Annotated in this window: 21 protein-coding genes; 10 read left to right on the forward strand and 11 right to left on the reverse strand. The window is 56.7% G+C overall.

Annotated elements, in window-relative coordinates:
- Positions 1–2: 2 nt before the first annotated feature.
- Both L379_RS02160 and mdcA read right to left on the reverse strand, forming a co-directional pair.
- Positions 3–860: a triphosphoribosyl-dephospho-CoA synthase gene (locus tag L379_RS02160; protein WP_017384166.1), complete on the reverse strand. Its 858-nt coding sequence runs from the start codon at positions 858–860 to the stop codon at positions 3–5.
- Entirely contained in the window at positions 860–2,515 is a 1,656-nt protein-coding gene (mdcA, locus tag L379_RS02155; protein ID WP_015571421.1) for a malonate decarboxylase subunit alpha, read from the reverse strand. Before mdcA ends, L379_RS02160 begins: the two co-directional genes overlap by 1 nt.
- 228 nt (positions 2,516–2,743) lie before the next feature.
- Between mdcA and L379_RS02150 the strand changes: the two genes are divergently transcribed.
- Genes L379_RS02150 through L379_RS02140 form a run of 3 tightly spaced genes read left to right on the forward strand, consistent with a single transcriptional unit; the run spans position 2,744 to position 4,881 of the window.
- Positions 2,744–3,763, forward strand: coding sequence for a hydrolase (locus L379_RS02150; protein ID WP_032655333.1), 1,020 nt, complete (start codon positions 2,744–2,746; stop codon positions 3,761–3,763).
- On the forward strand, positions 3,763–3,981 hold the full coding sequence (locus tag L379_RS02145; RefSeq protein WP_014171926.1) for a YheU family protein: 219 nt from the start codon (positions 3,763–3,765) through the stop codon (positions 3,979–3,981). The genes L379_RS02150 and L379_RS02145 overlap by 1 nt, the downstream gene beginning before the upstream one ends.
- A 30-nt stretch (positions 3,982–4,011) precedes the next feature.
- Complete coding sequence (locus tag L379_RS02140; RefSeq protein WP_032655336.1) at positions 4,012–4,881, forward strand: phosphoribulokinase; 870 nt, start codon at positions 4,012–4,014, stop codon at positions 4,879–4,881.
- 94 nt (positions 4,882–4,975) lie between these two features.
- Here L379_RS02140 and L379_RS02135 read toward each other — a convergent pair whose 3' ends face one another.
- Positions 4,976–5,380 (reverse strand): OsmC family protein, encoded by a 405-nt coding sequence (locus L379_RS02135; RefSeq protein WP_015571423.1) that lies wholly within the window; start codon positions 5,378–5,380, stop codon positions 4,976–4,978.
- A gap of 310 nt (positions 5,381–5,690) precedes the next feature.
- Between L379_RS02135 and crp the strand changes: the two genes are divergently transcribed.
- The gene (gene crp / locus L379_RS02130; protein WP_000242758.1) at positions 5,691–6,323 is read left to right on the forward strand and encodes a cAMP-activated global transcriptional regulator CRP; all 633 of its coding nucleotides are present in this window, start codon (positions 5,691–5,693) and stop codon (positions 6,321–6,323) included.
- A 57-nt stretch (positions 6,324–6,380) separates the two neighbouring features.
- Complete coding sequence (locus tag L379_RS02125; protein ID WP_032104001.1) at positions 6,381–8,468, forward strand: YccS/YhfK family putative transporter; 2,088 nt, start codon at positions 6,381–6,383, stop codon at positions 8,466–8,468.
- Here L379_RS02125 and L379_RS02120 read toward each other — a convergent pair.
- From L379_RS02120 to ppiA, 4 genes are all read right to left on the reverse strand, one after another.
- Positions 8,465–9,685: a bifunctional acetylornithine/succinyldiaminopimelate transaminase gene (locus L379_RS02120; RefSeq protein WP_023295528.1), complete on the reverse strand. Its 1,221-nt coding sequence runs from the start codon at positions 9,683–9,685 to the stop codon at positions 8,465–8,467. The two genes, L379_RS02125 and L379_RS02120, sit on opposite strands and share 4 nt — an antisense overlap.
- Before the next feature lie 87 nt (positions 9,686–9,772).
- Positions 9,773–10,336: an aminodeoxychorismate synthase component 2 gene (gene pabA, locus L379_RS02115; protein WP_017384162.1), complete on the reverse strand. Its 564-nt coding sequence runs from the start codon at positions 10,334–10,336 to the stop codon at positions 9,773–9,775.
- A 30-nt stretch (positions 10,337–10,366) separates the two neighbouring features.
- Entirely contained in the window at positions 10,367–10,951 is a 585-nt protein-coding gene (locus L379_RS02110) for a putative adenosine monophosphate-protein transferase Fic (RefSeq protein ID WP_023295530.1), read from the reverse strand.
- A 105-nt stretch (positions 10,952–11,056) separates the two neighbouring features.
- Complete coding sequence (gene ppiA / locus L379_RS02105) at positions 11,057–11,629, reverse strand: peptidylprolyl isomerase A (RefSeq protein WP_000920483.1); 573 nt, start codon at positions 11,627–11,629, stop codon at positions 11,057–11,059.
- A 278-nt stretch (positions 11,630–11,907) separates the two neighbouring features.
- Between ppiA and tsgA the strand changes: the two genes are divergently transcribed.
- From tsgA to L379_RS02080, 5 genes are all read left to right on the forward strand, one after another.
- Entirely contained in the window at positions 11,908–13,092 is a 1,185-nt protein-coding gene (gene tsgA, locus L379_RS02100; protein ID WP_015571426.1) for an MFS transporter TsgA, read from the forward strand.
- A 259-nt stretch (positions 13,093–13,351) separates the two neighbouring features.
- Positions 13,352–15,895, forward strand: a complete 2,544-nt coding sequence (gene nirB / locus L379_RS02095; RefSeq protein WP_017384160.1) for a nitrite reductase large subunit NirB — start codon at positions 13,352–13,354, stop codon at positions 15,893–15,895.
- Positions 15,892–16,218 (forward strand): nitrite reductase small subunit NirD, encoded by a 327-nt coding sequence (gene nirD, locus L379_RS02090; RefSeq protein ID WP_015571429.1) that lies wholly within the window; start codon positions 15,892–15,894, stop codon positions 16,216–16,218. Before nirB ends, nirD begins: the two co-directional genes overlap by 4 nt.
- A gap of 134 nt (positions 16,219–16,352) precedes the next feature.
- Entirely contained in the window at positions 16,353–17,726 is a 1,374-nt protein-coding gene (gene cysG, locus L379_RS02085; RefSeq protein WP_032655340.1) for a siroheme synthase CysG, read from the forward strand.
- 142 nt (positions 17,727–17,868) lie between these two features.
- Positions 17,869–18,039, forward strand: coding sequence for a YhfL family protein (locus tag L379_RS02080; protein ID WP_008503029.1), 171 nt, complete (start codon positions 17,869–17,871; stop codon positions 18,037–18,039).
- 137 nt (positions 18,040–18,176) lie between these two features.
- On the opposite strand, the gene trpS is transcribed toward L379_RS02080, so the two are convergent.
- From trpS to dam, 4 genes are read right to left on the reverse strand one after another with little or no spacing between them, the layout of a single operon-like run.
- Positions 18,177–19,181 carry a tryptophan--tRNA ligase gene (gene trpS / locus L379_RS02075; RefSeq protein WP_015571430.1) on the reverse strand — a complete coding sequence of 335 codons (1,005 nt, stop codon included), beginning with the start codon at positions 19,179–19,181 and terminating at the stop codon, positions 18,177–18,179.
- Positions 19,174–19,935 carry a phosphoglycolate phosphatase gene (gph, locus tag L379_RS02070; protein WP_017384158.1) on the reverse strand — a complete coding sequence of 254 codons (762 nt, stop codon included), beginning with the start codon at positions 19,933–19,935 and terminating at the stop codon, positions 19,174–19,176. The genes trpS and gph overlap by 8 nt, the downstream gene beginning before the upstream one ends.
- The gene (rpe, locus tag L379_RS02065; RefSeq protein ID WP_003861634.1) at positions 19,928–20,605 is read right to left on the reverse strand and encodes a ribulose-phosphate 3-epimerase; all 678 of its coding nucleotides are present in this window, start codon (positions 20,603–20,605) and stop codon (positions 19,928–19,930) included. The genes gph and rpe overlap by 8 nt, the downstream gene beginning before the upstream one ends.
- A gap of 39 nt (positions 20,606–20,644) precedes the next feature.
- Entirely contained in the window at positions 20,645–21,457 is an 813-nt protein-coding gene (gene dam, locus L379_RS02060) for an adenine-specific DNA-methyltransferase (protein ID WP_015571432.1), read from the reverse strand.
- Positions 21,458–21,472 lie beyond the last annotated feature (15 nt).

The following is a 21,472-nucleotide window of genomic DNA, read 5'->3' on the forward strand; positions in this document are numbered from 1 at the left end:
TCTTAATGCTTTGAATAGGGCGTTTCGGCGCGGTCAAGAAACAGCGTGGCGGCAAGCAGGTCTGCGGCTCCGCCCGGCGAGGCGTTAAGCGCCAGCATCTGACGGTCTAGCCGCGCCAGCGCCTGCTGCCCGGCGAGGGTTGCGCATCCTCCGGCGTTCAGCACCGCACGGGCGCCGTTCTGCATGGCGTCCAGCCCCTCCATGCCGGCGCGCGACAGCACGCAGGTGTCGGTGAGCGAGGTCATGATCGCCATCAGCGCGTCGAGTCTGGCCTGCGTTTCGCTGCTGCCGTTGAGACGGCTGAGGCGAAGCTGCGGCAGCGCGCGCTGCATGATGTGCGGAAACGCCTGCTGAGCCTCTTCACGCGCGCCCGGTACACGGTAGCGGTGCGTAACGCGTAACCCCTTGCTGAACACTTTCGGCGCCGCGTCATCCGGCAGCTTCGCCAGCTGAGCGGCGGTGTTCGCGACGGTTTGCGCCCGGGCATCGCCGCCCAGCATCGCCACCGCGCTCACCAGCAATCCCAGCGCCCAGATCGCGCCACGGTGCGTGTTCACGCCGTCGGTAGCGGCCATCATCTGCCGTTCACCTTCGCGACCCAGGCGGCCAACGGTTTGCCTGAGGGCAATATCCGCCGGACGCTGCCAGCTCTGCTGCGCCAGCGCCTGAAACGTGGGGGTCAGGCTGTGAGCGGAGCGCTCCATCAGCGCAAGCGATAAATCGTGGTGCGCGCCGTTCCCCCGGCTGTCCACCAGACCGGGCTTCGGGCTTAAACGTGCTTCGTCAATCAGACACTGCGTGGCGGTTCGCGCCAGCCATTCGGCACCGCCTTCAACCTGGATCTGGGGCAGAAGTTTCATTACCAGCTCCGGAATTTCGCAGGTGGGTTGTAAAGACCGCCGGACCATTCCACCAGGTCCGCGACGCTACCGGCCGCCAGCAGCGAACGGGTGGCATCGGTGCGGCGAATGCCCATATCTTCCGGATACACAACCTTGCCGCTCTGGCGCAGTTCCGCCACGCGTTTGGCGTCAACGCCCAGACCGATATCGGTGATACCCGCCACGGCGGCGACCATGGCGCGACGCTCTTCCAGATCTTTCGCCCGGTAGAGGTAAGCAATCCCCTCTTCCGTCAGCACGTGGGTGACGTCATCGCCGTAAATCATGACCGGCGCCAGCGGCATACCAGAGGCTTTCGCGACCTCAACGGCGTCGAGTTTTTCCACGAAGGTTGGCTTCACGCCCGCCTGGAAGGTTTCCACCATCTGCACAACCAGCTTTTTACCGCGCTGCATCGGGTCAGGCTCGGTGATCATGTTCAGCCAGGCCGGTGTGGCGTGGCGACGACCGTGCGGATCGTGGCCCATGTTTGGCGCGCCGCCGAAGCCGGAAAGACGGCCGCGGGTCACGGTTGAGGAGTTAGCGTAACCATCAACCTGTAGCGTGGAGCCGATAAACATATCGACCGCGTACTGACCAGCCAGCTGGCAGAAGGCGCGGTTAGAACGCATGGAGCCATCGGCACCGGTAAAGAACACGTCCGGGCGGGCGCGGATGTACTCTTCCATTCCCAGCTCGCCGCCGAAGCAGTGGACGCTCTCCACCCAGCCGCTTTCGATGGCCGGGATCAGCGTTGGATGCGGGTTCAGGGTCCAGTGTTTACAGATTTTGCCTTTGAGTCCGAGCTGTTCGCCGTAGGTTGGCAGCAGCAGCTCGATCGCTGCGGTGTTAAAGCCAATCCCGTGGTTCAGGGACTGCACCTGGTGTTCAGCGTAGATGCCTTTAATCGCCATCATCGCCATCAGGATGTGTTCCTGTTTGATCAGGCGCGGGTCGCGGGTGAAGAGCGGTTCGATAAAGAACGGCTTATCGGCAACCACCACAAAATCAATCCACGAGCCCGGAATATCCACACGCGGCAGGTCGCACTCGTCGTCCACCAGCTCGTTCACCTGCGCGATGACGATGCCGTCATGGAATGCGGCGGCTTCCACCAGCGCCGGAGTATCTTCGGTACTCGCCCCGGTATAGAGGTTGCCTTTGCGGTCCGCTTTAAAACCGGCAATCAGCGCCACGTTTGGCGATAGGTCGACGTATAAACGTGAGTAGAGTTCGATGTAGGTGTGAATCGCCCCGATTTCGAGCTGACCATCCTCCAGCAGTTGGGAGATTCGCAGGCTTTGCGTACCGGAGAAGGAGAAGTCCAGCTTGCGGGCGATGCCTTTCTCAAAGATGTCCAGATGTTCGCTGCGGCCCACGCTCGGCATGATCATATGCAGATCGTGCACGATTTGCGGGTTCACTTCCGCCAGTGAACGGGAAAGGAAATCCGCCTGCTTCTGGTTGTTGCCTTCCAGAACGACTTTGTCGCCTGGTGCGATCAGTTTTTCCAGCATGGCGACAAGATCGCCGGTTGGCAGTACCTTGCCCTGCACCGGTACGGACGCCAGACGACGCGCTTTCTCACTGCGTCGGGTGTTCCATTGCCGGGTGGGTGTTTGCCCAGATAACATTATTAACCTCCTGATTCAGCACATCATTCTGATTTGCTTAACGTTGAGTAAAGTGTGCGCTCTGGTGAGAAAGGCATCAATTAAGCGTAGAGCCAAATCATTAGCCTGAGAGTAATAATCAAGGTAAATATTTGTGATCGGGATCAGTTCATGTTTCGGAAAAACGGGCTAAACGGGGTACAATTCGGAAGGTATAGTTAATTTCTGACAAGAATCAGCATCGCCCTTATGACCCAAATCATTCCCTCAGACTTCGACATTGCAGCCGAAGAGAGCGCAGAGTTCGTGCCCATGCGCGGTGTGGCTAACCCTCACCTGCAAACCATGCTACCGCGCCTGATCCGCCGCAAGGTACAGTTCACCCCGCACTGGCAACGGCTGGATTTGCCGGATGGCGACTTTTTGGATCTCGCCTGGAGCGAAGATCCGGATCGGGCCAGACATAAACCCCGTCTGGTGGTGTTTCACGGTCTGGAAGGCAGCCTGCACAGCCCTTACGCACACGGTCTCATTGAGGCGGCGAAAGCCCGCGGCTGGCTTGGGGTAGTGATGCATTTTCGCGGATGCAGCGGCGAGCCTAATCGTCAGAAACGTATTTATCACTCGGGTGAAACCGAGGACGGTACCTGGTTCCTGCGCTGGCTAAGAGACAATTTCGGCGAGGCGCCAACGGCAGCGGTGGGGTATTCGCTGGGCGGCAATATGCTGGCCTGCCTGCTGGCGAAGGAGAGCGACGCCGTACCGCTGGATGCGGCGGTGATCGTCTCTGCGCCCTTTATGCTGGAGCAGTGCAGCTATCATATGGAAAAGGGGTTTTCGCGAGTGTACCAGCGCTACCTGCTCAACCTGCTGAAAGCCAACGCCGCGCGCAAGCTGAAGGCCTATCCGGATACGCTGCCTATAACGCTGCAACAGCTCAAACGCGTGAAGCGCCTGCGCGAGTTTGATGATTTGATCACCTCGAAAATTCACGGCTTTGCCGATGCGATTGACTATTACCGTCAGTGCAGCGCCATGCCTTTACTGAACCAAATCACGAAACCTACGCTGATTATCCACGCCAAAGATGATCCGTTTATGGATCACCACTCGATTCCGGCGCCCGATCATCTGCCGGCCAACGTGGAGTATCAGCTCACCCAATTCGGGGGACACGTCGGCTTTGTCGGCGGCACGCTGCGTCGGCCAAAAATGTGGCTTGAGACGCGTATTCCCGACTGGTTAACGGCTTATCTGGACGGTAAATAATGATTATTCCCTGGCAGGATCTCTCTCCCGACACGCTCGATAATCTGATTGAAAGCTTTGTCTTGCGCGAAGGCACCGATTATGGTGAACATGAACGTTCGCTTGAACAAAAGGTCAACGATGTTAAGCGCCAGCTTAAAAGCGGCGACGTGGTGCTGGTATGGTCCGAACTGCATGAGACGGTCAATATCATGCCACGCAACGCGTTTCACGGCTGATCTTTACACTTTTCCAGCCAGGGAGTTGCTATGTCTGCCAGACATCCGGTTATTGCCGTTACGGGTTCGAGTGGGGCGGGAACCACTACCACCAGCCTCGCCTTCCGCAAGATCTTCGCCCAGCTTAACTTACGGGCGGCAGAGGTAGAAGGCGACAGCTTTCACCGCTACACGCGCCCGGAGATGGATATGGCCATCCGCAAGGCGCGCGATCTGGGTAAACACATCAGCTACTTCGGCCCGGAGGCGAATGACTTCGGCCTGCTGGAGCAAACCTTCCGTGAATACGGGCAAAGCGGTACCGGGCAGTCCCGCAAGTATCTCCACACCTACGATGAAGCCGTGCCCTGGAACCAGGTCCCCGGCACGTTCACGCCCTGGCAGCCGCTGCCGGAACCGACTGACGTGCTGTTTTACGAAGGATTGCACGGCGGCGTGGTGACGCCTCAGCACGACGTGGCGCGCCACGTGGATTTGCTGGTGGGGGTGGTGCCGATTGTTAACCTTGAGTGGATCCAGAAGCTGACGCGTGACATGAGCGAGCGCGGCCATTCGCGAGAGGCGGTCATGGACTCGGTGGTGCGCTCCATGGAAGATTACATCAACTTCCTGACGCCGCAGTTCTCCCGAACCCACATTAACTTCCAGCGCGTCCCCACCGTGGACACCTCCAACCCGTTCGCTGCAAAAAGCATCCCGTCGCTGGACGAGAGCTTTGTGGTGATCCACTTCCGCAACCTGGAAGGCATTGATTACCCCTGGCTGCTGGCGATGCTACAGGGTTCGTTTATTTCGCACATGAATACGGTAGTAGTGCCCGGGGGAAAAATGGGGCTGGCAATGGAGCTGATCATGACACCGCTGGTGCAGCGGCTAATGGAAGGAAAGCAGATCGCGTGACGCCTGTTGCCGGATGGCGCTTCGCTTATCCGGCCTACGTTCGTGCAGTTGTAGCTTTGGTAGGGCGGGTTAGCGAAGCGCCACCCGCCAAAAATTAAGCCGCGATCACTTCATACGAATGGGTGATTTTTACCGCTTTCTCCAGCATTAGCGCCACAGAGCAGTATTTCTCCGCAGACAGGTCAACCGCACGCGAGACCGCCGCATCCTTCAGTTCTTTGCCGGTGACGATAAAGTGCAGATTAATATGCGTGAACAGGCGGGGCGCCTCTTCACGACGTTCCGACGTCAGCTTCACTTCACAATCGGTCACGTCATGACGGCCTTTTTGCAGGATCGACACCACGTCGATCGCACTGCATCCGCCTGCCGCCATCAGCACCATTTCCATCGGGCTTGGCGCTTTATCGCCGGAGTTGCCATCCATCAAAACCTGGTGCCCGGAAGCAGACTCGCCCAGGAACGTTAACCCTTCAACCCATTTCACACGCGCTTGCATATTCACTCACTCCAACGTTGCATTTTTTATGACAGATTACGTGTACGTTACATTTCTCGCAACGGAAGGCGACCTGCGTCATGCTGAAGCGAGACACCAGGAGACACGCGGCGAAAGCTATGCTAAAACACTCTGGATGCTACAGTAATACATTGACGTTACACATGTATGCAGAGGACATCAAACTTTACTGGCTGCGAAACGTTACGACAGCCGACTTCCCAGGTATGGGTAAGAATTCGATTGCAACCCCAGAGTCCGGATGCATCTTATGACTCTGGTGACAGCTTATAACAGAGGATAACAGCGCATGGTGCTTGGCAAACCGCAAACAGACCCGACTCTCGAATGGTTCTTGTCTCATTGCCACATTCATAAGTACCCATCAAAGAGCACGCTGATTCACCAGGGTGAAAAAGCGGAAACGTTGTATTACATCGTTAAAGGCTCGGTGGCCGTGCTGATCAAAGATGAAGAAGGGAAAGAGATGATCCTTTCTTATCTGAACCAGGGCGATTTTATCGGTGAACTGGGCCTGTTTGAAGAAGGCCAGGAACGTAGCGCCTGGGTTCGTGCAAAAACAGCATGTGAAGTGGCTGAAATTTCTTACAAGAAATTCCGTCAGCTGATTCAGGTCAACCCTGACATCCTGATGCGTCTTTCTTCCCAGATGGCACGCCGTCTGCAAGTGACCTCTGAGAAGGTGGGTAACCTCGCCTTCCTGGACGTGACCGGTCGTATCGCGCAGACGCTGTTGAACCTGGCGAAACAGCCAGACGCCATGACCCACCCTGACGGTATGCAAATTAAAATTACCCGTCAGGAAATCGGTCAGATCGTCGGCTGCTCCCGTGAAACAGTGGGCCGTATCCTGAAGATGCTGGAAGACCAGAACCTGATCTCTGCCCACGGTAAAACTATCGTGGTCTACGGAACCCGTTAATTTCGGTCAAACGGCGTGCCGCCGCAGGGTGGCACGCCGTTTTTGTCTCTACTCCTCATGTGGCGCAGGCTGATCTATCACCCGGAAGTTAACTACGCACTACGACAAACGCTGGTGCTGTGTCTTCCCGTGGCCGTGGGCCTGATCCTCGGACATCTTCAGCAAGGCCTGCTGTTTTCCCTCGTGCCCGCCTGCTGCAACATTGCCGGTCTGGATACGCCGCATAAACGCTTTTTTAAACGTCTGATTATTGGCGGCTGCCTGTTTGCCGGCTGTAGCCTTGCCGTACAACTTTTACTGGCCCGCGACATTCCTCTGCCGTTGATCCTGACCGTGCTGGCGATGACGCTCGGCGTCACCGCCGAAATCAGCTCGCTGCACGCCCGCCTGCTTCCCGCGTCGCTGATTGCCGCCATCTTCACCTTAAGCCTTGCGGGCAATATGCCGGTGTGGGAGCCATTGCTGATCTACGCCCTCGGCACGCTGTGGTATGGGCTGTTTAACTGGTTCTGGTTCTGGCTGTGGCGGGAACAGCCGCTGCGCGAATCCCTGAGCCTGCTCTACGTGCAGCTTGCTGAATACTGCGAAGCAAAATACACCCTGCTCACTCAACATACCGACCCGGAAAAATCCCTGCCGCCGCTGCTGGCGCGCCAGCAAAAAGTGGTGGATCTGATCAGCCAGTGCTATCAGCAGTTGCACATGCTTGCCGCCAACAAAAATCATGAATACAAGCGGCTGCTGCGAACCTTCCAGGTCGGGCTGGATTTGCAGGAGCATATCTCCGTCAGCCTTCATAATCCGGAAGAGGTGCAAAAGCTGGTGGAGCGCAGCCATGCGGAAGCGGTGATCCGCTGGAACGCGCAGACCGTCGCGGCCCGCCTGCGGGTGCTGGCTGACGATATCCTCTATCACCGCTACCCGACGCGCTTTAACATGGACAAACAGCTCGGCGCGCTGGAAAAGATTGCGCGTCAGCACGCGGATAACCCGGTCGGGCAATTTGCTGCCTGGCATTTCAGCCGCATCGCCCGGGTGTTACGCACCCAGCGCCCGCTTTATGCCCGGGACCTGATGGCCGATAAGCAAAAACGGCTGCCGCTGCTGCCCGCGCTCAAAAGCTATCTATCACTGAAATCTTCCGCCCTGCGCAATGCCGCGCGGATCAGTGTGATGCTGAGCATCGCCAGCCTGATGGGAATGGCCCTGCACCTGCCGAAACCCTACTGGATCTTAATGACCGTGCTGTTTGTCACCCAGAACGGCTATGGCGCCACGCGGGTGCGCATTCTGCATCGGGCGGGCGGTACGATGGCGGGGCTGATTATCGCGGGCGTGACGCTGCACTTCCACGTGCCGGAAGGCTATACCCTGGCCGGTATGCTGGCAATCACGCTGGTGAGCTACCTGATCATCCGCAAAAACTACGGCTGGGCGATGGTGGGCTTTACGGTGACGGCGGTGTATACCCTGCAACTGCTCACGCTTAACGGGGAACAGTTTATTATTGCCCGGCTGGTCGATACGCTAATTGGCTGCCTGATCGCCTTTGGCGGCATGGTCTGGCTGTGGCCGCAGTGGCAAAGCGGGCTGCTCAGGCAGAACGCCCACGACGCGCTCGAAGCTGACCAGCAGGCCATTCGTCTTATTCTGAGCGATGACCCGCAGCCCTCTCCGCTGGCCTACGAGCGCATGAAGGTCAACCAGGCGCATAACGCCCTGTTCAACTCCCTTAACCAGGCCATGCAGGAGCCGGGCTTTAACGCGCACTATCTGGCTGACATGAAGCTGTGGGTCACGCACAGCCAGTTTATCGTCGAGCACATCAATGCCATGACGACGCTGGCGCGGGAGCACACGATGCTGACGACGGATCTGGCGCAGCGCTATTTGCAGTCGTGTGAAATTGCGTTGCAGCGCTGTCAGCAGCGTCTGGAGTATGACGCGCCGGGCGAGTCAGGGGATTCGAACATTCTGGAAGCGCCGGAGACGCTGACCCACGGGCCGATGAGCACCCTTGAGCAGCATTTGCAGCGCGTGCTGGGGCATCTGAACACCATGCACACCATTTCGTCGGTGGCATGGCGTCAGCGCCCGCATCACGGGATTTGGTTAACGCGCCGGTTAAAACGAACCGCGTATTAGCCGCTGACGATCTTCGCGACCGCCGCGGCAAAACGGGTTAATCCGTCTTCGATGTCTTTGTCTTCCACCACCAGCGATGGCGCAAAGCGCATCACGTCCGGCCCGGCGTTGAGCACCATGACGCCTTCGTGCGCGGCGGCGTGCAGGAAATCGCGCGCGCGGCCTTTGTACTGCGGCTTCAGTTCGGCGCCGATCAGCAGCCCCATCCCGCGGATGTCGCTGAAGACATCAAACTGTTGGTCAATCTGCTGGAGATGTTTCACAAACAGGTCGCGTTTCGCATTCACGCCATTCAGGACGTCCGGCGTATTAATGATGTCGAACGCCGCACCCGCCACGGCGCACGCCAGCGGATTACCGCCGTAGGTGGAGCCGTGTGAGCCCACATGAAATGCGGAAGCGATATCCTGGGTGGTGAGCACCGCACTGACCGGGAAACCGCCGCCGAGCGCTTTCGCGCTGGTCAGAATATCCGGTGTTACGCCGTAGTGCATATAAGCAAACAGGTCTCCGGTACGCCCCATCCCACACTGCACTTCATCAAACACCAGCAGCGCCTGGTGCTCGTCGCACAGCTCGCGCAGCCCTTGCAGAAATTCCGGGGTGGCCGCCGTGACGCCGCCTTCCCCCTGAATGGGCTCGACCACCACGGCACAGGTGTGATCGTCCATCACCGCTTTAACGGCGTGGAGATCGTTAAACGGCACGTGGATGATATCCGCAGGTTTCGGACCAAAGCCGTCGGAATACTTCGGCTGGCCGCCAACGGAAACGGTAAAGAAGGAGCGTCCGTGAAAGGCGTTATGGAAGGCGATGATTTTGGTTTTGTACGGGCTATGACGCGTGGTTGCGTAGTAGCGCGCCAGCTTAAAGGCGGTTTCGTTGGCTTCGGTGCCGGAGTTCATAAACAGCACGCGTTCGGCGAAGGTGGCATCGATGATCTTACGCCCCAGACGCAGCGCCGGTTCGTTGGTGAACACGTTGCTGGTGTGCCACAGCGTTTCGCCCTGCGTTTTCAGCGCGTCCACCAGCGCAGGATGGCAATGGCCCAGCGCCGTCACCGCAATACCGCCTGCGAAATCAACATACTCGTTGCCCTGCTGATCCCAGACGCGGCTGCCTCTCCCTTTCACCGGGATAAACTCAGCCGGTGCATAAATCGGCAGGATCACTTCATCGAATGTCGCGCGGGTAATTGCTGGTTGTTCAGTTGCCATGTCATGACCATCCATTTTTATGTCACATTGATTGTGAAAATATAATCACAAAATATGCATAAAAAATCACAACAAGGCAACAGATATTCAGCGATTAAGGAAATTGGCCAGCAGCGCGTGCCCCTGTTCGCTGAGAATGCTTTCCGGGTGGAACTGCACGCCTTCCAGATCGTACTCACGGTGACGAATGCCCATGATCTCCTGCGTCTCGCTCCAGGCGGTGACCTCAAAGCAGGCCGGCAGGGTCGGCGGATCAATGATCAGAGAATGGTAGCGCGTCACGGTTAACGGATTGTTTAGCCCCAGGAATACGCCGGTACCGGTGTGCGTGACCGGAGAGGTTTTGCCGTGCATGACTTTCGCGGCACGGACAATGGTGGCGCCAAAGACCTGCGCAATGGCCTGATGACCCAGGCAGACGCCCAGAATCGGCAGTTTGCCCGCATAATGGCGGATCGCCTCCAGCGAGATACCAGACTCCGAAGGGGTACACGGCCCCGGCGAAATCACGATTTTCTGGGGCGCCAGCGCGTCAATGTCAGCCAGCGCGATCTCATCGTTACGGCGGACAACCACCTCTGCCCCCAGCTCACAAAAATACTGGTAAAGGTTCCAGGTAAAGGAATCGTAGTTATCAATCAGCAGAATCATGGCGGCTCCTGAAAAAATGGCCGCCCTATTTTACGCAGATTCCCGCGCTTCGCTCACAACTTTGGCAAAGATGGCGTTCAGGGCTGTCAAATCCCCCATTGCCCCGCTCTGATTGGCGGCTGCCCAGTCGTTCGGGTCGATCCCCTGCCAGTTCAGCACATAGCCCGCATGAATAGCCAGTTGTTCAAAGAAGATCCGCTGGGCCACGCCATTACCGCTCATAAACGGATGTAGCATGTTGATTTCACAGTAGTAATGACTGATTCTGTCTGTAAACTCTGCTTTCTGAAGGCCCACCAGATATTTATCACTTTCCAGCGAAGCCATCAGCTCATTACCCACTTTCTCGATGTACTCGAAATGGCAAAAAGGAATGTCGCCCTTAGAAATATCGGCGGTGCGCAGCTCGCCCGCGCCTTTCATTTCGTTGCGGAATAAATGGCGGTGAATAAGACACAGATGGGGTAAACCCGGTGCGGAAGGCCCCAGTTCCAGCGTCTCGATATCGGGTTCAGCGGGACCCTTACCTTTTTCAAGGAGGCAGCTGGCCTGAAAATTGACCTTACGTTGTTGCTCCCAGAGACGGGATTTTTGCTTGTCGGTGAGTTTTTTCACTACGCCTCCCTGAATAGTCCGTTTGCCACAAGTATAAGCAGCAAAACGCGCTTTCGCAGGGAGGGTGGAAAGACACGGGCAAGATGTGCCCGTGTGGGGGAACGATTACGGCAGCACTTTCGCGGAGAGAATGACGACTGGCTTAGACGGCACATTCTGGTATGGACCGACATCGTGAGTCTGAACCTGAGAGATCTTATCCGCAACGTCCATGCCTTTCACCACTTTGCCAAACACCGCGTAGCCAAAGTCGCGCTGACCGTGGTCCAGGAAGGCGTTATCAGCCACGTTGAGGAAGAACTGGCTGGTGGCGCTGTCTTTGTCCGCCGTACGCGCCATGGAGATGGTGCCGCGCTTGTTCAGCAGGCCGTTGTCTGCTTCATTTTTGATGGGCGGGTTGGGCTGTTTCTGCTGCATCTGCTCGTTAAAACCGCCACCCTGAATCATAAAGCCCGGGATCACGCGGTGGAACGTGGTGTTGTTATAAAAACCACTGTTCACGTAGTCGAGGAAGTTTTTCACCGAAACAGGGGCTTTCTGGCTATCCAGCTCCAGCTCAATATTCCCCGCAGAGGTAGTCAGCAGGACGTGGGGGTCTCCTTTGGCTGCCAGCGCAGCAGGGGAAACGGCAGAAAGAGCAAACACAGCTGCGACAGCCGCCAGTGTTGATTTGAGCATGAGAATTCCTTAACAAAGCGCAGTATAAAAAGCGAATGGCTTGATTCTAAAGAGCAGTATGAACCCAGACCAGTCTTTTACCTAATTTTACCAAATTGAAACAATTATTACCGCGCAAACGATTGTTCACCCCGCAACGTAATGTGATCTGCATCACGTAAAAACCTGCAATTGTGCTCAAAATTTTCTGAAAAGATTTAATTAGATCACTTTCGCGACTAAAATCTGCCCGCTCAAACGCAGTCATTGCGTTTTTCTTTACTTTTAACAGGCCAGACATGACTAACAGCAATCGCATCAAGCTCACATGGATCAGCTTCTTCTCTTACGCCCTGACCGGCGCGTTGGTGATCGTCACCGGGATGGTGATGGGAAATATCGCAGACTACTTCCAGCTGCCCGTTTCCAGTATGAGTAACACCTTCACCTTCCTGAACGCGGGGATCCTGATCTCTATTTTCCTTAATGCCTGGCTGATGGAAATCGTGCCGCTGAAAACGCAGCTGCGTTTCGGCTTCGTGCTGATGGTTGCCGCCGTGGCGGGCCTGATGCTGAGCCACAGCATCGCCCTCTTCTCTGCCGCCATGTTCGTGCTGGGTCTGGTGAGCGGGATCACCATGTCGATCGGTACATTCCTGATTACGCATATGTATGAAGGCCGCCAGCGCGGCGCGCGTCTGCTGTTCACCGACTCCTTCTTCAGCATGGCCGGGATGATTTTCCCGATGGTCGCCGCGTATCTTCTGGCGCGCAGCATTGAGTGGTACTGGGTGTACGCCTGCATTGGTCTGGTTTATGTCGCGATCTTTGTTCTCACCTTCGGCTGCGAGTTCCCGGTGCTGGGCAAAAAAGCGCAGACTACGTCCGAGCCGGTTGCGAAAGAAAAATGGGGTATCGGCGTACTGTTCCTCTCCATCGCCGCGCTGTGTTACATCCTCGGCCAGCTGGGCTTTATCTCCTGGGTTCCTGAATACGCGAAAGGTCTGGGCATGAGCCTGAACGACGCGGGTAAACTGGTGAGCGATTTCTGGATGTCTTACATGTTCGGCATGTGGGCGTTTAGCTTTATCCTGCGCTTCTTCGACCTGCAACGGATCCTGACCGTTCTGGCGGGTCTGGCAACCGTGCTGATGTATCTGTTCATCAACGGTTCCCCGGAGCATATGCCGTGGTTCATCCTGACCCTGGGCTTCTTCTCCAGCGCGATTTATACCTCGATCATCACCCTTGGCTCTCTTCAGACCAAAGTGGCCTCGCCAAAGCTGGTGAACTTCGTGCTGACCTGCGGCACCATCGGCACCATGCTGACCTTCGTGGTCACGGGCCCGATTGTTGCGCACAGCGGCCCGCTGGCGGCGCTGCATACCGCTAACGGTCTGTATGCAGTGGTATTCATCATGTGCTTCGTGCTGGGCTTTGTGACCCGTCACCGTCAACACAACCCGGCAACAGCTACCCACTAATCGCCGTAACCCCTTTGCGTACTGCAAAGGGGTTTTCCCCTGCTCACCCGCCCTTCCCGCCGATGGGTAAAAACCCCACTAAATTTGTGCGAAAAACGAGCAAGCACAAAAATCAAACAATATCCGTCACTTATAAAAATCCTGACAAATCATAGATATACCCACTAAGGGGTAGGTGAAGGCGTATTTGATTTGCATCAATAAGTGCCCCTGCTGAATCGTTAAGGTAGGCAGTAATAGAAAAGAAATCGAGGCAAAAATGAGCAAAGTCAGACTCGCTATCATCGGTAACGGCATGGTCGGCCACCGCTTTATTGAGGATCTTCTCGATAAAGCCGATGCTGAGCAGTTCGATATTACCGTGTTCTGTGAAGAACCCCGCAAGGCGTACGACCGTGTGCACTTGTCTTCCTACTTCTCTCACCATACCGCCGAAGAGCTCTCTCTGGTGCGTGAAGGGTTCTACGAGAAGCATGGCGTAAAAGTGCTGGTGGGCGAACGCGCTATCACCATCAACCGTCAGGAGAAAGTGATCCACTCCAGCGCCGGACGTACGGTTTTTTACGATAAGCTGATCATGGCGACGGGCTCGTATCCGTGGATCCCGCCTATTAAAGGGTCGGAAACCCAGGATTGCTTCGTTTACCGTACCATTGAAGACCTCAACGCCATTGAATCCTGCGCACGTCGAAGCAAACGCGGCGCGGTTGTCGGCGGTGGTCTGCTGGGTCTGGAAGCGGCAGGCGCGCTGAAAAACCTCGGCGTTGAAACCCACGTCATCGAATTTGCCCCGATGCTGATGGCGGAACAGCTGGACCATATGGGTGGCGACCAGCTACGCCGTAAAATCGAAAGCATGGGCGTGAAGGTTCACACCAGCAAGAACACCAAAGAGATCGTGCAGGAAGGCACCGAAGCGCGTAAAACCATGCGCTTTGCAGACGGCAGCGAGCTGGAAGTGGATTTCATCGTCTTCTCCACCGGTATTCGCCCGCGCGATAAGCTGGCCACCCAGTGCGGTCTGGCCGTTGCGCAGCGCGGCGGGATCATGATCAACGATACCTGCCAGACCTCCGATCCGGATATCTACGCCATCGGCGAATGCGCCAGCTGGAATAACCGCGTATACGGTCTGGTTGCACCAGGGTACAAAATGGCGCAGGTCGCCGTTGACCATATCCTCGGCAGCGAAAACGCCTTCACCGGCGCAGACATGAGCGCCAAGCTGAAGCTGCTGGGCGTGGACGTGGGCGGTATTGGTGATGCGCATGGCCGCACCCCGAACTCCCGCAGCTATGTTTATCTGGACGAAAGCAAAGAAGTCTACAAACGTCTCATCGTCAGCCAGGACAACAAAACCCTGCTCGGGGCGGTGCTGGTGGGTGATACCAGCGACTTCGGTAACCTGCTCCAGCTGGTGCTGAACGCCATTGAGCTGCCGGAGAACCCGGACGCGCTAATCCTCCCGGCGCACGCCTCCAGCGGTAAGCCGTCCATCGGCGTGGATAAACTGCCGGACAGCGCGCAAATCTGTTCCTGCTTCGACGTGACCAAAGGCATGCTGATCTCCGCCATTAACAAAGGCTGCCACACCGTTGCGGCGCTGAAGGCGGAAACCAAAGCCGGGACCGGCTGCGGCGGATGTATTCCTCTGGTCACCCAGGTGCTGAACGCCGAGCTGGCAAAACAGGGCATTGAAGTGAACAACAACCTGTGCGAGCACTTCGCTTACTCTCGCCAGGAGCTGTATCACCTGATCCGCGTGGAAGGCATTAAGTCCTTCGACGAACTGCTGGAGAAACACGGCCAGGGCTATGGCTGTGAAGTATGTAAGCCAACCGTCGGTTCCCTGCTGGCGTCCTGCTGGAACGAATATGTGCTCAAACCAGAACACACTCCGCTTCAGGACACCAACGATAACTTCCTGGCCAATATTCAGAAAGACGGGACTTACTCGGTGATCCCGCGTTCTGCCGGAGGGGAGATTACCCCGGAAGGGCTGGTCGCCGTGGGCCGTATCGCCCGTGAGTTTAACCTGTACACCAAAATCACCGGCTCCCAGCGTATCGGCCTGTTCGGAGCGCAGAAAGATGACCTGCCGGAAATCTGGCGTCAGCTGATTGAAGCGGGCTTTGAAACCGGTCACGCGTACGCCAAGGCGCTGCGCATGGCGAAAACCTGCGTGGGCAGCACCTGGTGCCGCTACGGCGTGGGCGACAGCGTGGGCTTCGGCGTAGAGCTGGAAAACCGCTACAAAGGCATCCGTACGCCGCACAAAATGAAGTTCGGCGTCTCAGGGTGTACCCGTGAATGTGCGGAAGCACAGGGGAAAGATGTGGGTATCATTGCCACGGAGAAAGGCTGGAACCTGTACGTGTGCGGTAACGGCGGGATGAAACCTCGCCACGCGGATCTGCTGGCCGCCGATCTCGATCGCGATACGCTGATCAAATACCTCGACCGCTTCATGATGTTCTACATTCGTACCGCCGATAAGCTGACCCGTACCGCGTCCTGGCTGGATAATCTCGAAGGCGGCATCGACTACCTGAAGTCGGTCATTATCGACGACAAGCTGGGTCTGAATGAACAGCTGGAATCCGAGATGACTCGCCTGCGCGAGGCGGTGATCTGCGAGTGGACCGAAACCGTGAACACGCCAGCAGCGCAGACGCGCTTCAAACACTTTATCAACAGCACCCAGCGCGACCCGAACGTGCAGGTGGTGCCGGAGCGCGAACAGCATCGTCCAGCGACCCCGTATGAACGTATTCCGGTGATGCTGGTGGAGGAAAACGCATGAGCCAGTGGGTAAACATCTGCAATATTAACGACATTCTGCCAGCAACCGGCGTCTGTGCCCTGCTGGGCAACGAGCAGGTGGCGATTTTCCGCCCTCGCCACGATGAACAGGTCTATGCCATCAGCAATATCGACCCGTTCTTCGAGGCCAGCGTGCTCTCCCGCGGTCTGATTGCGGAGCACCAGGGCGAGCTGTGGGTTGCCAGCCCGCTGAAAAAGCAGCGCTTCCGCTTAACCGACGGACTCTGCATGGAAGATGAAAGCTTCTCGGTCAAACACTACGACGTCCGCGTGAAGGACGGCGAGGTGCAGCTGAAAGCGTAACCCCTCGCCTTTTCAATAGGAAAGGCTTATGACCCCTTATGGGTAACGGCAGGAAAAACCGTATGTTCTGTACGATTCCTGCTGTTATCCTGACGTCAATTCTTCCCCCGCCATGAATGCTGTGAGGTAACGTCGTGGATCACCTGCCGATTTTTTGTCAATTACGCAACCGCGACTGCCTGCTCGTGGGCGGCGGCGATGTGGCTGAACGCAAGGCACGCCTGCTGTTAGAGGCGGGTGCCCGGCTGACCGTCAACGCCCTCACCTTTGCCCCACAGTTTGACGTCTGGGCGCAGGAAGGGATGCTCACCCAGGTGCAGGGCGAATTTGATGAATCCCTGCTGGATACCTGCTGGCTGACCATCGCCGCAACGGATAACGATGACGTTAACCAGCGCGTCAGCGACGCCTGCGAAGCGCGCCGCATCTTCTGTAACGTTGTGGATGCGCCGAAAGAGGCGAGCTTTATCATGCCGTCGATTATTGACCGTTCACCGCTGATGATTGCGGTGTCGTCCGGCGGGCGCTCGCCCGTTCTTGCCCGTCTGCTGCGGGAAAAACTGGAAGCCGTGCTGCCGCAGCATCTTGGTCAGATTGCCCAATATGCCGGAGAGCTGCGCTCCCGCGTGAAGCAAACCTTCGCAACCGTGGGCGAACGCCGTCGCTTCTGGGAGAAGTTCTTTGTCAACGACAGGCTGGCGCAGTCCCTTGCCAATCAGGACACCAAAGCCGTTGAAGAGACGACCGAACAGCTCCTGAGCGAGCCGCTGGACCATCGCGGTGAAGTGGTGCTGGTGGGCGCAGGTCCCGGCGATGCGGGCCTGCTGACGCTGAAGGGTCTCCAGCAGATCCAGCAGGCGGACATCGTGGTGTATGACCGTCTGGTCTCTGATGACATCATGAACCTGGTACGCCGGGATGCTGACCGCGTGTTCGTCGGCAAACGGGCAGGTTATCACTGCGTGCCGCAGGAGGAGATCAACCAGATCCTGCTGCGGGAAGCGCAAAAAGGTAAGCGCGTGGTGCGCCTGAAGGGTGGCGATCCGTTTATCTTTGGTCGCGGCGGCGAAGAGCTGGAAACCCTGTGCAACGCGGGTATTCCGTTCTCCGTGGTGCCGGGCATTACGGCGGCGTCCGGCTGTTCTGCCTATTCCGGCATTCCGTTAACCCATCGCGACTATGCCCAGAGCGTGCGCCTGGTGACGGGCCACCTGAAAACCGGCAGCGAACTGGACTGGCATAATCTGGCCGCTGAAAAGCAGACTCTGGTGTTCTATATGGGGCTAAATCAGGCAGCCACTATTCAGGCGAAACTGCTGGAGCACGGCATGGAAGCAGATATGCCGGTCGCACTGGTGGAAAACGGCACCGCCATTACGCAACGCGTGATCGATGGCGTGCTGACGCAGCTGGGCGAGCTGGCGCAGCAGGTTGAAAGCCCGGCGCTGATCGTGGTGGGTCGCGTGGTTGCCCTGCGCGAAAAACTGAACTGGTTCTCCAGCCACTAACGCATAATCTCTCCCGTGAGTAGTCTTTAAGCGGACTACTCCCTTCTTACCTCAGTCGATAACATACCGCCCGCATAATGGAACTTTTCCATTTATTCCCTCGTGTTACATCCAATTTTTGATTTTTTGACAAGGAATGCGTATGTTCAAACTGGCAAAAGCTGCCGTTCTGGTCGGCCTGTTATCAACTCTGACGGCCTGCACCGGTCACGTTCAAAATACTAAAAATAATTGCAGCTACGATTACCTGCTTCACCCGGCGATCTCCATTTCGAAGATCATCGGCGGTTGCGGCCCGGCGGCACAGCAGTAAGCGTTTTTCAGGCGTAAAAAAACCGGGGATGTCCCGGTTTTTTTGTTTCGTCAGTTTTGTCGGGTGGCGGCTCCGCCTTACCCGACCTGCACGGTCCCGTAGGCCGGGTAAGCGTAAGCGCCACCCGACAAAGCGGCTTAAGGTTTCGCCACAAACCCAATCGCGTCGTACACCGCTTTCAGAGTTTCGGAGGCGCGCGCGCTGGCTTTTTCCGCGCCCTCTTTCATCACTTTTTGCAGGAAAGCTTCGTCGTTACGGTAACGGTGATAGCGCTCCTGCAACTCGGTCAGCATGCCGGAAACGGCGTCTGCCACTTCGCCTTTCAGGTGGCCGTACATCTTGCCTTCAAAGTGTTTTTCCAGCTCAGGGATGCTCTGTCCGGTCACACCGGAGAGAATGTCCAGCAGGTTAGACACGCCCGCTTTGTTCTGCACATCGTAGCGCACCACTGGCGGCTCGTCGGAGTCGGTCACCGCACGCTTGAGCTTTTTCACCACCGATTTCGGATCTTCCAGCAGGCCGATAACGTTGTTGCGGTTATCGTCAGACTTGGACATCTTTTTGGTCGGCTCCAGCAGCGACATCACGCGCGCACCGGATTTCGGAATAAACGGCTCAGGCACTTTGAACACGTCACCGTAAAGCGCATTGAAGCGCTGGGCAATATCGCGGCTCAGCTCCAGGTGCTGCTTCTGGTCTTCACCCACCGGCACCTGGTTGGTCTGGTACAGCAGAATGTCGGCCGCCATCAGCACCGGATAGTCAAACAGACCGGCGTTGATGTTTTCAGAGTAGCGGGCAGACTTATCCTTGAACTGGGTCATGCGGCTCAGCTCGCCGAAATAGGTGTAGCAGTTCAGCGCCCAGCCCAGCTGCGCGTGCTCTGGCACGTGAGACTGAACGAAAATGGTGCTCTTCTCTGGATCGATACCGCACGCCAGGTACAGCGCCAGCGTATCAAGTGTTGCTTTGCGCAGCTTCTCGGGATCCTGACGCGCGGTGATAGCATGCAAATCCACGATGCAGTAAATGCAGTGGTAGTCATCCTGCATGCTCACCCACTGACGTAACGCACCCATGTAGTTACCAATGGTCAGTTCACCTGAAGGCTGTGCGCCACTAAAAACGATGGGCTTAGTCATTATTCAATTCCTGATGTTCACTGTGCGAGAGCCCGAGTGCGGGCAACAAATCTTTGAAGTGGTCGAACACAACGTCCGGCTCACTCAGCGTAATGGCTTCACCGTAGTTGTAGCCGTAGGTCAACCCAACCGACGGGCAACCTGCCGCTCTGGCAGCCAGAATATCATTGCGGGAATCCCCGACAAAGAGCAGCTCCGCAGGCGCTAAGGATAATTTTCCTGCCACCAGCAATAGCGGTTCCGGATGCGGCTTTTTATTCTGCACGTCATCGCCGCCCACAATTACGGAGAAGTATTTCGCGATATCCAGCGCTTCCAGCAGAGGCGCAACGAACGGTGTCGGCTTGTTAGTCACCAGTCCCAGCGGGATGCCTTTGGCATGTAGCGCGCTCAGCGTTTCAGCGACATCCGGGAATAGGAAGCTACCCTCTTCGACGGTCTCTTCGTAGAAACGGTCGAACAGTTTGCGCAGAATACGCTGCTGCTCATCCTGGGGAATATCCGCGTGGTCAACACTCGGTTTACCTTGCGCGGAACGCTGAGAGGCACGCTCCTGACGAGCCCAGGTCAGCGCGCGCTCCATCAGCACGTCTGCACCGTTACCAATCCACGTCACCACGCGCTCTTCGCCTGCAACGGGGAGTTCAAGGGCATACAGCGCCTGATCGACGGCGCGGGTTAATCCTGGCGCGCTGTCGACCAGCGTGCCGTCGAGGTCAAATGCTACACCCCGAATAGCCTGCAATTTATCCATGACTTACCTTCGCCAGTTCACGGCGCATTTCATCAATGACTTTTTTGTAATCCGGTTGATCGAAGATGGCGGAGCCTGCGACGAACATATCCGCCCCTGCCGCCGCAATCTCACCAATGTTATTGACCTTCACGCCGCCGTCCACTTCCAGACGAATATCATAGCCAGACTCATCGATACGGCGGCGCACTTCACGCAGTTTGTCGAGGGTCTGAGGGATAAATGACTGACCACCAAAGCCCGGGTTAACGGACATCAGCAGGATCACGTCCAGCTTGTCCATCACGTAGTCGAGATAGCTCAGCGGGGTCGCCGGGTTAAAGACCAGTCCCGCCTTACAGCCGTTCTCTTTGATCAGCTGTAGCGTGCGGTCAACGTGTTCGGAGGCTTCCGGGTGGAAAGTGATGATACTGGCACCCGCCGCGGCGAAATCAGGCACGATGCGGTCAACCGGTTTCACCATCAGATGCACGTCAATGGGCGCGGTGATCCCGTAGTTACGCAGCGCTTTAAGCACCATCGGACCGATGGTCAGGTTGGGAACGTAGTGGTTATCCATAACGTCGAAATGGACGACATCCGCGCCAGCCGCGAGAGCTTTGGCAGTGTCTTCACCCAGGCGGGCAAAATCGGCCGACAGAATTGAGGGGGCAATCAAAAACTGTTTCATCCGCATCTCCTTGAAATGTGTTTACCGGCGGGCAAAGGCTCAGGGTCGATAAAGCGCCAGAAGTTCGTCCACCTTTTTACGTGTGCCGCCGTTGCTGCTAATGCTACGCCGCACTTTTACCTGAAAATGCTTCGCGGCTTTGTACCATTCGCGCGTATCAGGCGTGTCGTGATTCGAAATTAACACCGGAATTCTTTTGCTGACCAGCTTTTCCGCCATCTCAGCCAGACGAGCCTGCTCGGCCGGGCTGAAGCTATTGGTGTGGTAGGCGGTGAAATTTGCCGTGGCAGACAGTGGCGCGTAAGGCGGGTCGCAGTAGACCACCGAGTTTACGCCCGCCAGATCCATGCACTCTTCATAGGAGAGACAGTAGAACTCGGCATTCTGCGCTTTTTCAGCAAAGTGATACAGCTCGTCCTGTGGGAAGTAGGGACGCTTATAGCGGCCAAACGGCACGTTAAACTCGCCACGCAGATTATACCGGCACAGACCGTTGTAACCATGGCGGTTGAGATAAAGAAACAACAGCGCGCGACGGAACGGATCCTGGCTTTGATTAAACTCAGCGCGGAACTGATAGTAGACGTCCGGGTTGTTGTTCTCTGGCGTAAACAGCTTCCGCGCCTCTTCCACATACTCATCGGTACGCAGTTTGACGATGTTATAGAGGCTGATAAGGTCGCTGTTGATATCCGCCAGGATATAACGAGAAAAATCGGTATTCAGGAACACCGATCCAGCACCCACGAAGGGCTCGATAAGACACTCGCCTTTCGGCAGGTGCTTTTTAATATCGTCGAGCAGGGGGTATTTCCCCCCTGCCCATTTCAGAAAAGCGCGATTTTTTTTCATGCTGACTAACTGATT

Origin of the sequence: Enterobacter sp. MGH 33 (genome assembly GCF_000534535.1) — a bacterium.
In the GTDB taxonomy this organism is placed as follows: domain Bacteria; phylum Pseudomonadota; class Gammaproteobacteria; order Enterobacterales; family Enterobacteriaceae; genus Enterobacter; species Enterobacter hormaechei_C.